The sequence below is a fragment of the Parvibaculum sp. genome (assembly GCF_019635935.1).
GTDB lineage: Bacteria > Pseudomonadota > Alphaproteobacteria > Parvibaculales > Parvibaculaceae > Parvibaculum.
On the sequence record NZ_JAHBYN010000001.1, the window covers coordinates 3,260,530 to 3,276,767 of the forward strand.

At 64.0% G+C, this 16,238-nt stretch carries 13 protein-coding genes; 7 read left to right on the forward strand and 6 right to left on the reverse strand.

Going from position 1 to position 16,238, the window contains the following annotated elements; genetic code table 11:
- Positions 1-58: 58 nt before the first annotated feature.
- On the forward strand, positions 59-688 hold the full coding sequence (locus KF719_RS16120) for a hypothetical protein (RefSeq protein WP_293510091.1): 630 nt from the start codon (positions 59-61) through the stop codon (positions 686-688).
- Here KF719_RS16120 and KF719_RS16125 read toward each other — a convergent pair.
- The 6 genes from KF719_RS16125 to KF719_RS16150 form a co-directional block, all read right to left on the reverse strand.
- Positions 685-1,698, reverse strand: coding sequence for an NADP-dependent oxidoreductase (locus KF719_RS16125; RefSeq protein WP_293510093.1), 1,014 nt, complete (start codon positions 1,696-1,698; stop codon positions 685-687). The two genes, KF719_RS16120 and KF719_RS16125, sit on opposite strands and share 4 nt — an antisense overlap.
- 19 nt (positions 1,699-1,717) lie before the next feature.
- On the reverse strand, positions 1,718-2,743 hold the full coding sequence (locus KF719_RS16130; RefSeq protein ID WP_293510095.1) for an NADP-dependent oxidoreductase: 1,026 nt from the start codon (positions 2,741-2,743) through the stop codon (positions 1,718-1,720).
- A gap of 125 nt (positions 2,744-2,868) precedes the next feature.
- Entirely contained in the window at positions 2,869-4,215 is a 1,347-nt protein-coding gene (locus tag KF719_RS16135) for an efflux transporter outer membrane subunit (RefSeq protein ID WP_293510097.1), read from the reverse strand.
- A 9-nt stretch (positions 4,216-4,224) separates the two neighbouring features.
- Positions 4,225-6,168: a MacB family efflux pump subunit gene (locus KF719_RS16140; protein WP_293510098.1), complete on the reverse strand. Its 1,944-nt coding sequence runs from the start codon at positions 6,166-6,168 to the stop codon at positions 4,225-4,227.
- On the reverse strand, positions 6,165-7,397 hold the full coding sequence (locus tag KF719_RS16145) for an efflux RND transporter periplasmic adaptor subunit (RefSeq protein WP_293510100.1): 1,233 nt from the start codon (positions 7,395-7,397) through the stop codon (positions 6,165-6,167). The genes KF719_RS16140 and KF719_RS16145 overlap by 4 nt, the downstream gene beginning before the upstream one ends.
- 80 nt (positions 7,398-7,477) lie before the next feature.
- Positions 7,478-8,476 (reverse strand): NADP-dependent oxidoreductase, encoded by a 999-nt coding sequence (locus KF719_RS16150; RefSeq protein ID WP_293510102.1) that lies wholly within the window; start codon positions 8,474-8,476, stop codon positions 7,478-7,480.
- Between the two features lie 174 nt (positions 8,477-8,650).
- Between KF719_RS16150 and KF719_RS16155 the strand changes: the two genes are divergently transcribed.
- From KF719_RS16155 to KF719_RS16180, 6 genes are all read left to right on the forward strand, one after another.
- Positions 8,651-10,315: an NAD+ synthase gene (locus KF719_RS16155; protein WP_293510104.1), complete on the forward strand. Its 1,665-nt coding sequence runs from the start codon at positions 8,651-8,653 to the stop codon at positions 10,313-10,315.
- 223 nt (positions 10,316-10,538) lie between these two features.
- Complete coding sequence (gltX, locus tag KF719_RS16160; protein ID WP_293510105.1) at positions 10,539-11,894, forward strand: glutamate--tRNA ligase; 1,356 nt, start codon at positions 10,539-10,541, stop codon at positions 11,892-11,894.
- Positions 11,895-12,101: 207 nt separating this feature from the next.
- Positions 12,102-13,733, forward strand: coding sequence for a citramalate synthase (gene cimA / locus KF719_RS16165; protein ID WP_293510106.1), 1,632 nt, complete (start codon positions 12,102-12,104; stop codon positions 13,731-13,733).
- A 299-nt stretch (positions 13,734-14,032) separates the two neighbouring features.
- On the forward strand, positions 14,033-14,812 hold the full coding sequence (locus KF719_RS16170; RefSeq protein ID WP_293510108.1) for a TylF/MycF/NovP-related O-methyltransferase: 780 nt from the start codon (positions 14,033-14,035) through the stop codon (positions 14,810-14,812).
- A 2-nt stretch (positions 14,813-14,814) separates the two neighbouring features.
- Positions 14,815-15,687 carry a phytanoyl-CoA dioxygenase family protein gene (locus KF719_RS16175; RefSeq protein ID WP_293510110.1) on the forward strand — a complete coding sequence of 291 codons (873 nt, stop codon included), beginning with the start codon at positions 14,815-14,817 and terminating at the stop codon, positions 15,685-15,687.
- Positions 15,688-15,721: 34 nt separating this feature from the next.
- Complete coding sequence (locus KF719_RS16180; RefSeq protein WP_293510112.1) at positions 15,722-16,075, forward strand: helix-turn-helix transcriptional regulator; 354 nt, start codon at positions 15,722-15,724, stop codon at positions 16,073-16,075.
- Positions 16,076-16,238: the final 163 nt, after the last annotated feature.

Below are 16,238 nucleotides of genomic sequence, written 5' to 3' on the forward strand. Positions count from 1 at the left end.
TGTCGTCGTTTGCTCTACAAGGGGTCGGGGGGCAAATCGGATCGAAAGGAAATCGCCGATGAGCTCAATGAACGGTCGAAAAATCGCGGGGTTCGCTGCCGCGGTGCTGTTCCTTTCGACCCCCGGCGTCGCAGAGGCGAGCAATTCGAGCGGTTGGCGTGCCCCGGCGCCGGATGACAGGCTTTACGCCGTCACGATTTTCATGGGCGAAGGCACCGAAAACAATTTCAGCAACATCATCGAGAATTTTTTCGACGTCGAAGGTTCGACCGATCACGTGCTGGGTCTGACCGCTTCGCGCCTTCTCGGCTGGTACGGTCCGTCGCTGAGCTTCGAAGCCGAGCTGATGTATGCCTACCATTATGGCCGCGAGGTCTATCACGAGATCGGCACGGCCGCTTATGCGCGCTGGCACGATTTTCCCTGGAACGACTATGTGTTGACAACCGCCGCAATCGGCATGGGCCCGTCCTACACCACCGAGTTTCCGCAGCTTGAGGCGCAGCCCGACGGCAGCCGTTCGCGTCTGCTGAACCAGTTGAACCTGCAAACGACTTTCGCCCTGCCGTCGCGGCCCGACATCGCACTTGTCGCGCGCATGCAGCATCGTTCGGGCATGTTCGGCGCCTTCAACGGCGTCACCGACGCCTCGAACTTCCTGACGCTGGGTCTGCGGTACGAATTCTAGCTGACCTTGATCAGCCGCCGCCCCAGATTCTCGCCCTCGAACAGGCCGATAAAGGCCGCCGCCGATCCCTCGATCCCGTCCGACACGTCTTCCGTGTAGACGAGCTTTCCGTCATGGATCCACCCGGCCATCTCACCTTGAGCCTCGCGGAACTGCTTGAAATAGTCGAAGACGACCAGCCCTTCCATCCGCAGCCGATGCGTGATGAAGCGCGTCACGTTGCGGATGCCGCGTAGCTCGTTTTCGGTGCGGTTATATTCGCTGACCTGACCGGACACGACGATGCGCCCGTGCTCCTTCATGTTGAGGATCGCCGCATCCAGCATCTCCCCGCCCACATTGTCGAAATAAATGTCGACACCGTCCGGGCAGGCCGCCGCGATGGCCGCGCGCAAATCGGCGCCGCGATAGGAGAAGCATTCGTCGAAGCCGAGCCCCTTCACGTAGTCGCACTTCTCTTTCGATCCCGCGATGCCGACAACGCGGCATCCCTTCATCTTCGCGATCTGCCCGGCGGTGGCGCCCACAGGCCCCGCGGCCGACGAGATCAGCACCGTGTCGCCCTCTTTCGGTTGCCCGAGATCGAGCAGCCCGAAATAGGAGGTGAGCCCCGGAATGCCGAGCACGCCGATCGCCGCCGTCGGCCTGAGCTTGCCGTGATAGATCGCCGGATCGAGCTTCTGGATGCCGCGCCCGTTGGAGATGGCGTGGCTGACCCAGCCGAAGCCGCCGGTCACGCGGTCGCCCACCGCGAACTTTTCGTTGTTCGAAGCTTCCACCACGCCCACCATCGCGCTGTCGATGGTCTCGCCCACCGGCAGCGCGGCCGTGTAGCTGTCGCCCGAAAGCCGTCCGCGCATCCCCGGATCGACCGAGTGATGCTCGGTGCGGATCAGCAATTCGTGCTCGCCGGGGTCGGGCAGCGTCACATCCTCAAGCCGGAAATTCTCCGGCTTCGGTTTGCCCGCCGGCCGCGAAGCCAGCACCCAGCGTTTTGCTTTTGTCGGCATGGTGGTTCGCCTCCGCCTCTCAGACCGCCTTGTCCGGGCCGATCTTCACCAGCATCTTGCCGAAATTGCCGCCGGAAAAGAGCTTGAGAAAAGCTTTCGGCGCATTCTCGATGCCATCTTCCACCGTCTCTTCCCAGTGCATCTTGCCGCCTTTGATCAGCGGCCCCATCTCGGCGAAGAATTCCGGCAGGTGCTGGAAATAGTTGGAAACGATGAAGCCCTGCAGGCGCAGGCTCTTGCCGACGATCTGGATGAGATTGGTCGGGCCGGGGCGGGGCGTCGTATCGTTATATTGTTCGATCATGCCGCACATCGCGAGCCGTCCGTTGGGCCGCATCGCATTGATCGCCGCCTCCAGATGCGCGCCGCCGACATTTTCGAAATAAACGTCGATGCCCTTCGGAAAGGCCTTTGCGACGGCGGCCGTCAGGTCGCCGCAGGTCTTGTAGTTGATCGCCTTGTCGATGCCGGCCACTTCTTCGAGCCATTTGCATTTCTCGTCCGAGCCCGCCGAGCCCACCACATAGCAGCCATGCGCCTTCGCAAGCTGACAGACGACCGAGCCGACGGCGCCCGATGCGGCCGAAACGAAAACCGTCTCGCCGTCCTTGAGCTCCGCCACCTTGAAAAGCCCAGCCCAGGCCGTCATCCCCGGCATGCCGAGCGTGCCGAGAAAGGCTTCAATCGGTCCGAGCGACGGATCGACCGGTGCAAAGCCCGCCGCCGGCGCCGTCGCATATTCGCGCCAGCCCAGCATGTGGTTGACATAGGTGCCGACCTTCAGCTTGTCGCTGTTCGACGCCACCACCTGGCCGATCGCGCCGCCCTCCAGCGCCTTGCCGATCTGGAACGGCGGCACATAGCTTTCCCGGTCCATCATGCGCCCGCGCATGTAAGGATCGACCGACATCCAGATGTTGCGCACCAGCACTTCGCCGTCGCCCGGCTGCCGCGCCTCGGCGCTGGCGAGTTCGAAATCGCTCTCCTTCGGCGTGCCGACCGGCCGCGCCTTGAGGCGGATTTCCTTCGAGATGAGATTTTGCATGGGGACGTCCTCCAGTGAGTTTTCGTTGGAGGGACAGTAGCGGCCTTTGCCGCGCGGTGAAAGCCGCGCAAGCGCCGCCCTTGAACAACACGTTGTGAGCAAATGGACGGGCAGGGGGAGGGCGCTCAGCTCTCCCAGCCGCCGCCCAGCGCCACGAAAAGGTCGACGGCCGAGCTGTAGCGGTTGAGCCGCGCCTGCGCGGCGCTGTCCCGCGCCGACAGCCAGGCGCGCTGTGCGTCGAGCACCGACAAGAGGTCGCTGGCCCCCGCCCGGTAGCGCGCTTCGGAAAGATCATAGGCCCGCCGTGCCTCGGCCGCCGCCGAAGTCAGCAGCGCCTCGCGCCGTGCATTGGCATCGGCGCTCGCCAGTGCATCCTCGACTTCCCCGAATGACGTCAGCACGGCTTTCTGGTAATTCGCCGCCAGTTCCGCCTGCCGTCCCTTGGCCGATTGCAGATTGCCTTCCAGCGACCCGCCCGAAAAAATCGGCGCCAGCAGCGAGGCGGCAAGTGAAGTCGCGGTCTCGGCCGGCGCAGCGGTCGCAAAGCTGCGCGTCGCCGAAGCCGAAATATCGAGGCTCGGGAAAAACGCCGCCCGCGCCGCGCCGATATCGGCATTGGCCGCGATGAGTTGCGCTTCGGCGCGGCGTATGTCGGGCCGCCGTTCCAGCAGCGCCGCCGGTTGCCCGGTGGCGATGTCGGGCAAAGCCAGATGCGCGGTGCTGTCGCCCGCCACCGCAAAACCCTGCGGTGCCCGCCCCAGCAATATCGCCAGGGCATGTTGATTGGCGGCGACGTCGCGCTCAAGCGGCGGAATCCCCGCTTCGATATTGGCGATGTTGTTGCGCTGCTGTGCGATGTCGAGCGCCGAGGTGCTACCCGCGTTGTAACGCGCTTCGGCGATCCGGTAGGTCTCGCGCGCGGCCGTCAAGGATTCCTCGGCAATCGCCAAGCGGTCCTTGGCATTCAGAATGTTGAAATAGGTGACCGCCACCTGCGACTGCACCATCAGCAGCGTCGCATCGCGGTCGAAGACGGTGGCATCGAGCGACGAGCGCGCGGCGTCGGCTTGCGCCCGGTAGCGGCCCCAGAGGTCGAGTGCATAACTCGCCGTGAGGCCGATGCTGGCGCTCTCGCGCGACGGTCCGCCATCGATGGCCCGGCTGGCGCCGCTGCCGCTGCCCGACACATTCGGCAGAAGCGACGCGCCGCTCGCGCGCAACGCGCCTTGCGATTGTTCGATCCGCGCCAGCGCCGACACGATATCGAGATTGGCCGCCAGCGCCGCCGTCATCAATGCGTCGAGTTCCGCATCGCCAAAATTCCGCCACCACGCGGCGTCCGCCGCCCGCGCGCCCTCCGCCTCCGCCACGCTCCACGCCGCCGGCATCTCGACCGCCGGCCGCTCATAATCCGGCACCATCGAACAGGCCGTCAGCAGGATCGCCAGGGAAACTGAAAATGGAACCTTCATCGCCGCCACCTATTCCGTCGCCAGCGCCGCGACGGGATCGAGATTGGCCGCCTTGCGCGCCGGCAGATAACCGAACAGCAATCCCGTCAGGAAGGCACAGGTAAAGGCGAGGATCGGCGGTCCGGCCGAATAGGCGATGTTCATGCCCGACCATTGTGCAAGCCCCGCAAGGCCGAGCCCCAACAAAATGCCCGCCGCGCCGCCGATGCCGCACACGACCAGCGCCTCGGTATTGAATTGCAGCAGGATGTCGCGCTTGCGCGCGCCGGTCGCCATGCGAATGCCGATCTCGCGCGTCCGCTCGGTCACGCTGACCAGCATGATGTTCATCACGCCGATGCCGCCCACCAGCAGCGAAATTGCCGCTACCGATCCGAGCAGGATCGTCAGCGTCGTGTAGGTGGCTTCCGCCATGTCCAGGATCGAAGCGGTGTTGCGCACGCGGAAATCCTCCGTGCCGTGCCGCGCCATCAGCAATTCCTCAATCGCCGCCTGCGTCTCGTCGATATAGGCGGCATCCGTCACCTTGACGCTGATCGACGAGAGGTGATGCCGGCCGAAGAGCCGCATCGTGCCGGTCGTGATCGGCACCAGCGCCACATCGTCCTGGTCGCGACCGAACATTGCCGCACCTTTCGGCTGCAACACGCCGACGACTTCGAATGGTACGTTCTGCACCAGCACATATTTCCCGACCGCGCTTTCGCCGTCCGGAAACATGGTCTCGGCGACCGTCTGTCCGAGCACGATCACCGGCGCATAGCCGTTGACGTCCTGCTGGTTGAACATCCCGCCCTCCGCGAGATCCCAGTCGTTGACCAGCGGAAATTGCGGCCATGTTCCCTGTATCTGCGTTCGGTAGTCGCGATTGCCGAACCGCATCGTCGCGCCGGTGCTGCGCTCGGGCACCGCCGCCAGCACATTGGGCAGCGCGAGAATGGCTTCGATATCCTCGATGTTGAGCGTCGTGACTTCCGCGGTGCGCACACCCGGCCCGCCGGCGCGCACCAGCAGCAGGTTGGTGCCCATCGACTGGATCTGCGACATCACATTGGCCTTGCTGCCGTCGCCGATGGCGAGCATCGTGACGACGGCCCCGACGCCGATCACGACGCCGAGCAGCGTCAGCGCCGTGCGGAAAAGGTTCATCCGCAGCGACCGGAATGCCATCTTGACCGCCTCGCTGACATCGGCGCCGAATACGAGCGGCATCGCATGATGCGCCGGCGCCGCGCCGCGCCTGGCGGCCGGTGCTGCGCTCGCCGTATCCTCGACCACCTTGCCGTCGGCCAGCCGGATCAGCCGGTCGGCATGTGCGGCGACCGCCGGATCGTGCGTGATCAGGATAACGGTTCGACCCTCGGCATTGAGTTCGGCGAGAAGCCGCAACACTTCGGCGCCGCTCTGGCTGTCCAGCGCGCCGGTCGGTTCGTCGGCGAGGATCGCCTGCGCGTCGTTCATCAGCGCCCGGGCGATCGAGACACGCTGTTGCTGCCCGCCGGAAAGTTCGTTCGGCCGGTGCGCGCTTCGGTCGGAAAGACCGAGCCGCGCCATCAGCCGCCGCGCCCGCTCGGCGCGCACCGGCCGGGACTTGCCGGCATAAACCGCCGGCAGCTCGACATTCTCTGCCGCCGTCATCGTGGCGAGCAGGTTGTAGCGCTGGAAAACGAAGCCGAACGTATCGCGCCGGAAGGCCGCCAGCTCGTCGCCGGAAAGCGTCGCAACGTCGGCGCCGTTGACGAGGTACCGGCCGGCGCTCGGCCGGTCGAGGCAGCCGATAATGTTCATCAGCGTCGACTTGCCCGATCCGGACTGTCCCATGATGGCGACGAATTCGCCGCGTCCGATCGTCAGCGACACACCATCGAGCGCCCGGACCTCCGTGTCGCCTGTGCGGTAGACGCGCGAAACGTCGCGTAGCGCGACCAGCGGTGCACGTTCCGGCGCGCTCACAGGAATGGCCCTCCGAAGCGCCGCGTACCGCCGCCGCGCGCCGCCGCCTCGCCGGTGCCGACCACCACTTCCTCGCCCGGTTCGAGACCGGAAAGGACTTCGGCCGAAATCCGGCTGGCGATCCCCGTCTCCACGCGCCGCGTTTCCGTTCCGCGCGCCGTCACCACGGTGACGTTGTGCACGTTTGCGCCTTCGCCGCGAACGGGTCTCAGCGCCGCCACCGGCACCGTCGTCACGCCGCGCGCCTCGCCCAGCAGGAAGAAGACCTGCGCCGTCATCTCGCTCATCAGCAACCGGTCGCTGTTGTCGACATCGATCAGCACTTTGTAGAGCACGACGTCGTTGAGCACGTCGGGCGTCGGCAGTATCTGCCGGACCGAGGATTCCCATCGATTGTCGGGATGGCCGAGTGTCGTGAAATAGACCGGCATGCCGGCATGCAGCTTGCCGATATCGGCTTCCGCCACCTGCGCCTTGACGGTCATCGTTTCGAGATCGGCAATCTGCAACACGACCGGCGCCACCTGAGTCGCGTTGAGTGTCTGCCCCTTGACCGCCGGCTGGGCGACGACGGTGCCGTCGATCGGCGCATGGATGCGCGCATAGCCGAGACTGGTCTCGCCGCCTTCGACGGTCGAACGCTGTTGTTCGATCTGCGCCTTGATCGAACCGATCGACGCCCTCAGCGTCTTCACCTGCGTCTCGCTGGTGTCGAGTTCGTTGCGGCTCACCGCGTCGATCTTGGCAAGATCGAGATTGCGCGCATATTGCCGTTGCGCCAGCACAAGCTCGGCCTCGCGCCCGGCAAGCTGCGATTCGAGATCGCTGAGCCGCGCGCGCGCCGCCTGCACCTCCGTCTCATAGATCTTGGCGTCGATCTCGGCCAGCAGATCGCCCGCCTTCACCTCGTCGCCGATCTCGACATGCACGTCCTTGAGCTGGCCGGAAACCTGCGCGCCGACATCGACCTGGTTCTTGGGTTGGATCGAGCCGAGTGCCGTCACCGTCTGCTCGACATCGCCGATCGTCACCGGCTGCGTTCGGTAGGTCTCGGTTTCGCCGCCGCTCAGCGACGACCAGAGGATTGCCGCCGCGATCAGCGCCGCCGCTGCAACGGCCGTCCGTCGCGTACCGGCGCCAAGCGCACGCCAGCGCGCGGTTGCGGGCGCCAGCGCCGCCATCGCCCGCTTCCACAATCCCGTTGCCGCCGCGCCGCCGTCGTAGCCCATTGCCGGTCCGTCCGCTTCATTGTCTGACAAGCATACTAAACGGGCTGGACGCGCGATTCCGTCGCGGAAATCCGCGGTTTTCAGTCGAGCCGCACCATGCGCTTGCCGACATTGTCGCCCGCCAGCAGCCCGACCAGCGCCTGCGGCGTGTTTTCGAGCCCCTGCATGATGTCTTCCTTGACCTTCAGCTTGCCCGAGGCGACCCAGCCCTGCAGCTCTTCGAGCGCCTTTTCGTGCCGGTCCTGATAATCCATCACGATGAAGCCGCGCATCGTCAGCCGCTTGACGACGATGAGACCCGGAATGCCGCGCGGCCCATGCGCCGGCGCCGCGCCGTCATATTGCGACACCGCCCCGCAACAGGCGATGCGGCCGAAATTGTTCATGCCGAAAAGGCAGGCCTCCAGAATGTCGCCACCGACATTGTCGAAATAGACGTCGATGCCCTTCGGTGCCGCCGCCCTCAGCGCCTTGCCCACGGGCGCTGCCTTGTAGTCGATCGCATGGTCGAAGCCGAGTTCGTCGGTCAGCAGCTTGCACTTCGAAGCGCCGCCCGCGATGCCGATGACGTTGCAGCCCTTGATCTTGGCGATCTGCCCGACAATCGACCCGACCGATCCCGCCGCCGCCGACACCACCACCGTTTCGCCCGCCTTCGGCTGGCCGATGTCGAGCAGCCCGAAATAGGCCGTCAGCCCCGCAATGCCGTAAACGCTGAGGAGATGCGACAAGGGTTCGAGCTTCGGCAGCTTGTTGACGGTCTTCGCCTTCAGCGCCGCATATTCCTGCCAGCCCGTATCGCCGAACACGAGGTCGCCCTTGGCAAAGCCCGGCGCCTTCGATTCGATCACCTCCGACACCGAACCGCCCGCCATCACCGTCCCGGCCTCCACCGCCGCCCGGTAGGTCGCGCCCTGCATCCAGGCCCGGTTGGCCGCGTCCAGCGATATGAGCCGCGTCTTCACCAGCACCTCGCCGTCCTGCGGCACGGGCACCGTGCCCTCATGCAGCCGGAAATGGCTGGTCGCGAGCTTGCCGCTGGGGTTTTCGGTCAGCAGAATCTGGCGGTTGACGGTCATGGATGGTCCTCCCTTGGAAATAGCCTGTTGGCGGGCAGACTACCGCCGCGCCGCGCGCGGCGCACCCCGAAAGCCCGTTCATTGGCGTACTATTGTGAGTACGTCCCTCAACCGCTAGAAACACCCATCCCGGCCCCCATATATCGGCCTCAAGTCCCGGATTTCCGCGCCCCCATGACCGACAAGCTCCGCATTGCGCTCGCCCAGCTGAACCCCGTCGTCGGCGACATCGCGGGCAATGTCGAAAAGGCCGTGGCCGCCCGCCGCGAAGCCGCGCTGGCGGGCGCCGATCTCATCATCTTCTCCGAGCTGTTCCTGAGCGGCTACCCGCCCGAGGATCTGGTGCTGAAGCCGGCCTTCCAGCGCGCCGCCATGGCCGCCGCCGCCGAGCTTGCCCGCCACACCGCCGATGGCGGCCCGGCCATGCTCATCGGCACCCCCTGGGTCGAAGGCGGCAAGCTCCACAACGCGGTCCTTCATCTCGACAAGGGCGAGATCAAGGGCCACCGCTTCAAGGTCCACCTGCCCAACTATTCCGTCTTCGACGAACCGCGCGTTTTCGCCGGCGGCCAGATGCCGGGCCCCTTCGACATTCGCGGCGTCCGCGTCGGCGTCCCCATCTGCGAAGACATCTGGTATCCGGATGTCGTCGAATGTCTGGAGGAATCCGGCGCCGAACTGTTGCTGGTTCCCAACGGCTCGCCCTTCGACTTCAACAAGTTCGATGCCCGCATGCAGCTCGTCCTCAGCCGCATCCGCGAAAGCGGCCTGCCGATGGCCTATGTCAACCAGCTTGGCGGTCAGGACGAACTTGTGTTCGACGGCGCGAGCTTCGTCCTCAACGCCGATTTCTCGCTCGCCCTGCAGATGCCGGCATGGGAAGAAAAAATCGCGATTACCGATTGGTCGCGCACCGACAAGGGTTGGGTCTGCGCGCCTGGCGAAAAAGCATTGGTGGAGGAGGGCGACGAGGCGCTCTATCTCGCCGTCGTTCAGGGCCTGCGCGACTATGTAACGAAAAACCGTTTTCCCGGCGTCGTGCTCGGCCTCTCGGGCGGCATCGACAGCGCGCTTGTCGCCGCCATCGCGGTCGATGCGCTGGGCGCCGAAAACGTCCACTGCGTCATGCTGCCTTATCGCTATACCTCGTCGGAAAGCCTGACCGACGCCGAGGCTTGCGCGAAGCTTCTCGGCACCCGCTACGACGTCGTCCCCATCGAAGCCCCGGTCGCCGGTTTCACATCGGCGCTCGAAAAACTTTTCGAGGGCACGCAGTCCGGCACGACAGAAGAAAACCTCCAGTCGCGCACCCGCGGCGTCATCCTGATGGCGATATCCAACAAGTTCGGTTCGATGCTGCTCACCACCGGCAACAAGTCGGAAGTCTCGGCCGGCTACGCGACGATCTATGGCGACATGAACGGCGGCTTCAATCCGATCAAGGATCTCTACAAGTCGCGCGTCTTCCGTCTCGCGCAGTGGCGCAACGAGAACATGCCGAAAGGCTGCATCGGTCCGAAGGGCAGGGTGATCCCCGAACGCATCATCACGCGGCCGCCGTCGGCCGAACTGCGCCCCGACCAGAAGGACGAGGATTCGCTGCCGCCCTACGACGTGCTCGACGACATTCTCCATTGCCTGATCGAGGAAGAAATGTCGGCCCGCGAAATCGTCGCGCGCGGCCACGACCGCGATCTGGTCAAGCGCGTCCAGCATCTTCTCTACATCTCCGAATACAAGCGCCGCCAGGCCGCGCCGGGCGTGAAAGTCACGACGCGCAATTTCGGCCGCGACCGCCGCTACCCGATCGTCAACGGCTTCCGGGACGTGGACCTGTGATCGGGAGTGTGGCGCGCGCGGGCGACTTAACCTCCCCCTTGAGGGGAGGTCGGGAAATTCGCGGCACGCGGATTTCCCGGGTGGGGGGAAGTGCGCTCCCGCATATGCCGTGCAGCCTTTTTTGCCTCCGCGCCCCCCACCCGAACGGCGATGCCGTTCGACCTCCCCGCGAGGGGGAGGTAAGAGTCGGGACAATGTCTCTCGCAACCCCTCGGGTACGCAGATGACCGCCCCCTCGACCGTTACCGTCCGCTTCGCGCCGTCGCCGACCGGCCGTCTGCATGTCGGCAATGCCCGCGCGGCACTGTTCAACTGGCTCTTTGCGAAGAAGTCCGGCGGCAAATTCATGCTGCGGATGGACGACACCGACGACGAACGTTCGACCGCGGAATTCGCCGCCGGCATCGAAGCCGACATGGCATGGCTCGGTCTCTCCCACGACATCTTCGCCCGCCAGTCCGAACGCCTCGCCACCTATGAAGCCGCCGCCGCGAAGCTGAAAGCCGAAGGCCGCCTCTATCCGGCCTACGAATCCGCGATGGAGCTCGACCGCAAGCGCAAGCGCCAGATGGCGCGCGGGCTTCCCCCCGTCTACGACCGCGCCGCGCTGAACCTCACCCCCGAAGACCGCGCGAAGCTCGAAGCCGGAGGCCGCAAGCCCCATTGGCGCTTCAAGCTCGAACAGGTTCACACCGCCTTCGACGATCTGATCCAGGGTCATGTCGAGGTCGATGGCGCCTCGCTGTCCGACCCGGTGCTGATCCGCGAGGACGGCCGCTTCCTCTACACGCTGCCGAGCGTCGTCGACGACATCGACTTCGCGATCACCCATGTCATCCGCGGGTCGGACCACATCACCAACACCGGCGTCCAGATCCAGTTGATCCGCGCGCTGGGTGCGGAGCCTCCCGCCTATGCGCATTACTCGCTGCTGAACGGACCGGAAGGAAAGCCGCTGTCGAAGCGCGAGGACGCCGCGCGTTTCTCGCTCGCGGCGCTGCGCGAGGCGGGCTATGAGCCGATGGCGCTCAATTCGCTGCTCGCCCGCCTCGGCACGCCCGATCCCGTCGAGGCCTGCCTGTCGCTCGCCACGCTGGCCGAAACATTCGACATCGCCCGCCTCGGCCGCGCCGACATCCGCTTCGACCCCGCCGACCTCGCCCGCGTCAACGCTGCGATCCTGCACCTGATGCCCTATGCTGATGCGAAGCCCCGCCTCGCCGCGCTTGGCTGCGATCTTGGGCCGGATTTCTGGAATGCGGTGCGCCCCAATCTCGCGCTCTTCGCCGAGGCGGCCGATTGGGCCCGCATCGTCGAAGGCCCGCTCGCCCCGGTCATCGAGGACGCCGATTTCGCCGCCGCCGCCGCCGCCGCCCTGCCGCCCGAGCCGTGGGACGAGGCAACCTGGGCCCTCTGGACCGATGCCGTGAAGGCCGCCACCGGTGCCAAGGGCAAGGCGCTTTTCATGCCGCTCCGCCTCGCGCTCACCGGCCGCCCGCATGGACCGGAACTGAAAAACCTGCTACCTCTCATCGGACGGAAACGGGCAGACGCCCGGCTCCGCGGCTTAACGGATTGATTTCGTTAAGGTTTTTGTAACGGCACCCAACGAGGATACCGGCATGAACCCGGCACTCCCGATCATCCAGGGTCTGATTATTAGCGGCTGATTTTTATCCGCCGCCGCCGTACAAACACGCCTGCAAACATTGTGGAACACGGACCGGCCGGTGGCAGAAGTCACCCGATTCCGGCCATTTGCGCCTCCACGATGCGGAACCGAACCATGAGCAAGACCAGCAAGACCCGCCTCTACCTCTTCGACACCACGCTGCGCGACGGCGCGCAGACGACCGGCGTCGATTTCAGCGTCGAGGACAAGCGCCTGATCGCAACCCTGCTGGACGAGCTCGGCCTCGACTACATCGAAGGCGGCTATCCGGGCGCCAACCCCACCGACACCGCCTTCTTCGGCGACCCGCCGAAGCTTTCCCGCGCGAAATTCACCGCCTTCGGCATGACCAAACGCGCCGGCCGCTCGGCGTCGAACGATCCGGGCCTCGCCGCCGTGCTCGACGCCGACACCGCCGCCGTCTGCCTGGTCGCCAAGAGCTGGGACTTTCATGTGAAAGTCGCGCTCGGCATCACCAACGACGAAAATCTCGAAAGCATCGACGAAAGCGTCAAGGCCGTCGCCGCGAAAGGCCGCGAGCCGATGATCGACTGCGAACATTTCTTCGACGGCTACAAGGCCAACCGCGAATTCGCGCTCGCCTGCGTCCGCACCACGCTCGACGCCGGCGCCCGTTGGGCCGTCCTCTGCGACACCAATGGCGGCACGCTGCCCGACGAGGTTGAGCTCATCGTCGGCGAAGTGATCGCATCCGGCGTCCCCGGCGACAGGCTCGGCATCCACGCCCACAACGACACCGAAAACGCGGTCGCGAATTCGCTGGCCGCCATCCGCGCCGGCGTGCGTCAGGTGCAGGGCACGTTGAACGGCCTCGGCGAGCGCTGCGGCAACGCCAACATGGTCTCGCTGATCCCGACCCTGCTGCTGAAACCTCTTTATGCGGATCGTTTCGAGATCGGCGTCACGCCCGAGCGCCTGAAAAGCCTCGTTCATGTCTCGCGCACGCTCGATGAAATCCTCAACCGCGCGCCAAACCGCTACGCCCCTTACGTCGGCGAAAGCGCCTTCGCCTCCAAGGCCGGCATCCATGTTTCGGCGATCATGAAGGACCCGAAGACCTATGAGCATGTGCCGCCCGAAAGCGTCGGCAACAAGCGCAAGATCGCGGTCTCCGATCAGGCCGGCAAATCGAACATCCTGGCGCGTCTCGAAGAGGCGGGCATCGCCGCCGATCCCGCCGACCGCCGCCTCGGCCGTCTGCTCGACGAGGTGAAGGAGCGCGAATTCCTCGGCTATTCCTATGACGGCGCCGAAGCCTCGTTCGAATTGCTGGCGCGGCGCATCCTCGGCGAGGTGCCGGAATTTTTCGACGTGGAGTCGTTCCGCGTGCTGGTCGAACGCCGCTACAACGCCATCGGCGATCTGGTCACCGTTTCGGAAGCGACCGTGAAGGTCGTTGTCGACGGCGAGAAATACATCTCGGTCGGCGAGGGCGTCGGCCCCGTCAACGCGCTCGATCAGGCGCTCCGCAAGGACCTCGGCAAATACTCGCCCTTCATCGAGGATCTGCGGCTGGTGGATTTCAAGGTCCGCATCCTCACAAGCGGCACCGAAGCCGTCACCCGCGTGATGATCGAAAGCATGGACGGGCAGGGCAACCGCTGGTTCACCGTCGGCGTCTCGCCCAACATCGTCGATGCTTCCTTCCAGGCGCTCTCGGACTCGATCACCTGGAAACTGCTGCGCGACGGCGCCCCGGCAAGGGCAAACTTGCGCGGCGTGTAACGGGTCGCTGGGACCTGAGACGTGTCGGTAAGCGAACCAACAAAAAACTTCTTTTTGCTGCGGTTCATTGCCTGAGTCCGTTTTGCGATTCGACAAAAAGGGTCGTTAATGATCCCGGTGGTGACCCCCTCGGGGCGAGCCTGACGCCCGACACCTCCTGTCCGCTGAATGACCGCTCGCTTCCGACGGTAACCTGTTAGCCCGACACGTCGCGTCGACATGGTTGTTCCATTTTCTCACTTTCGCGTCTACTGTTGGCACAGCCGGGCCACCGGCATTGAGAGGTCAAGAGGCACACTATGAGCAAGTTACCCAAGCCGGCTCCCTGCCCGGACAATGTCTACGTAGAGGACACGCTGTTCCGCCTGCTGTCAGGGCATTGTTCCTCAGAAAACAAAGACGCTTTCTCTCACGGGGGTGTGCTTCGTTTTGCGAGTCGCCGGGGCATTGCCAAACTTCTCGCTCACTATGAAATCTTTCGAATGGTCGAGGATCTACCGGGGCACATTGTTGAGCTGGGCGTATTCCGGGGCGACTCTTTGATACGATTTGCTCAGTTTGCGGAGATTTTCTCAACCTATGATCGCAGCTTTGATGTAATCGGGTTCGACAATTTCAAGGGTTTCCCAAGCTTCCACGAGAAAGACGGCGTGAAGCTCGTTCGTCATGATAAGCAAGAAGGAGGTTGGTCATCCGAGTCTTATCGCGATGAGCTTGATGTCCTCATCAATGTGTTCGATCACGACCGCTTTGCGCCTCAGAAGCCGCGCATTCGATTGATCGAAGGCGACATTGTGAAAACCGTTCCCGAGTACGCAGAGAAGAATCCCGGCATGGTGATCAAGATTCTTCATCTCGATGCCGATCTTTATGAACCCACCCGCGTTGCGCTCGAGCATTTCTGGGACCGCTTGGTCATTGGCGGAGTGCTTCTACTGGACGAATACGGCTTTGACATATTTCCCGGCGAAGCGACCGCGGTAAGCGAGTTCTTTGCAGAGCGCGGTATTGCGCCTACTGTCCGGAAGTTTCCGTTCACCGACAATCCGGGCGGATATGTTGTCAAGGAAAGCTTCTGATCATGCGGCCGACGCTCGCATCCGACGGTTGGGAGCCTGTTTCCGTTCAAGGATCTCTGGAGCGCTGTATTGAAGCACTGTTCCGGGATCTCTGTGCATACACCCTTGTCATTGCCGACGACGGCAAGGTGGCAACCCTGCCGGCGCTAGAGCGATTTCGCGAGTCGCTTGCCGAGGGCACGACCGCCGAAATCGAGCCCTTGTTTCAGGGAATACTCCTCGGTCTCGCCCGCGAGAACCGCAAACTTCTCGGCAAACTCTACGATCTGGGGACGCGCCCGATGAAGCTTTTGTCCGGCCGAGCTCTGTTTTTCACACCTGAGATCGAAAAGATCATCGGTGACTTTTTCGCCGATGGTGCGCATAGACCGTTACTTGTGTCACCTTACAATGGCGAAACGTTACATGTATTTCCGCCTGGCGAGGAGAACTTTCGGTTCAATCTGCCGGTTCATCAGGACTATCCCTATCTTCTGCAAAGTTCCCGACAGCTGACCTTTTGGCTGAATCTGACGAATAACTTCGGAGCCAAGGCGGGGGGCGTCCGCGTGTTTCCTGGGACACATCGGCACGGTGTCGCCAGAACTTTTGCGGGCGAGCATGGCCACTATGAAGTGGCGACTGATAGCTATCCCGAATTTAACCCGTCGGTCTTTCAGGATAGCGATGGAAACCTTTTCGATATGTACGCCGTGGATAGCCTGACGTGGCATACCTCTCTCAGAAATGAAACAGAAGATCAGGTGCGTATAACCTACATATTTCGGGTATCCGATATCGCCGATGGTCGCGTCCCGTTTGGAATGGATCGCGCGACGGGCGAAGCCAGGTTCGAGGACTTGCATGCAGCGCTCTATGTAGCTGCACCCGGATGATTTCGGCCTGAACCGTCGCGCTTTATATGCCGGATTGATCGCCACCACATTGATGGATTGCATCGCCGCGATCCTCGCCGGCGGTGGCGCGCGTTCGGCCGCCGTCCTCGGCAACCCCTGGACGACGGAAGGGCTCGCTGCGGAAATTGGCATGTCGCGCTCGGCCTTCGCATCGCGCTTCACCGAACCCGTCGGCGAGCCGCCCATGCGCTACCTCGCCAAATGGCGCCTGACCTTCGCCGCCCGCCGCCTCCTCGACACCGGCGAACCAGTTTCCCGCATCGCCTTCGAAGCTGGCTACGAATCCGAAGCCGCCTTCAACCGCGCCTTCAAACGAAACTTCGGCGCGCCGCCCGCGACATGGCGCAGCGAACATGCGGCGGGTTGAGGGGCTCCCGCCCGCCTTGGGCTGTGGCTCCCTTGCTATAATGGCGAAAATTAATATTTCCAGGCCCGCTTCTTCTTTTGACCCGTTCCGGGCGTTGGGGTAGCTGATTCATGGTTGGCAAGTTCCGGGTGCGGTGGGTGCCGCCCAATTGCCGGCCAGGGTG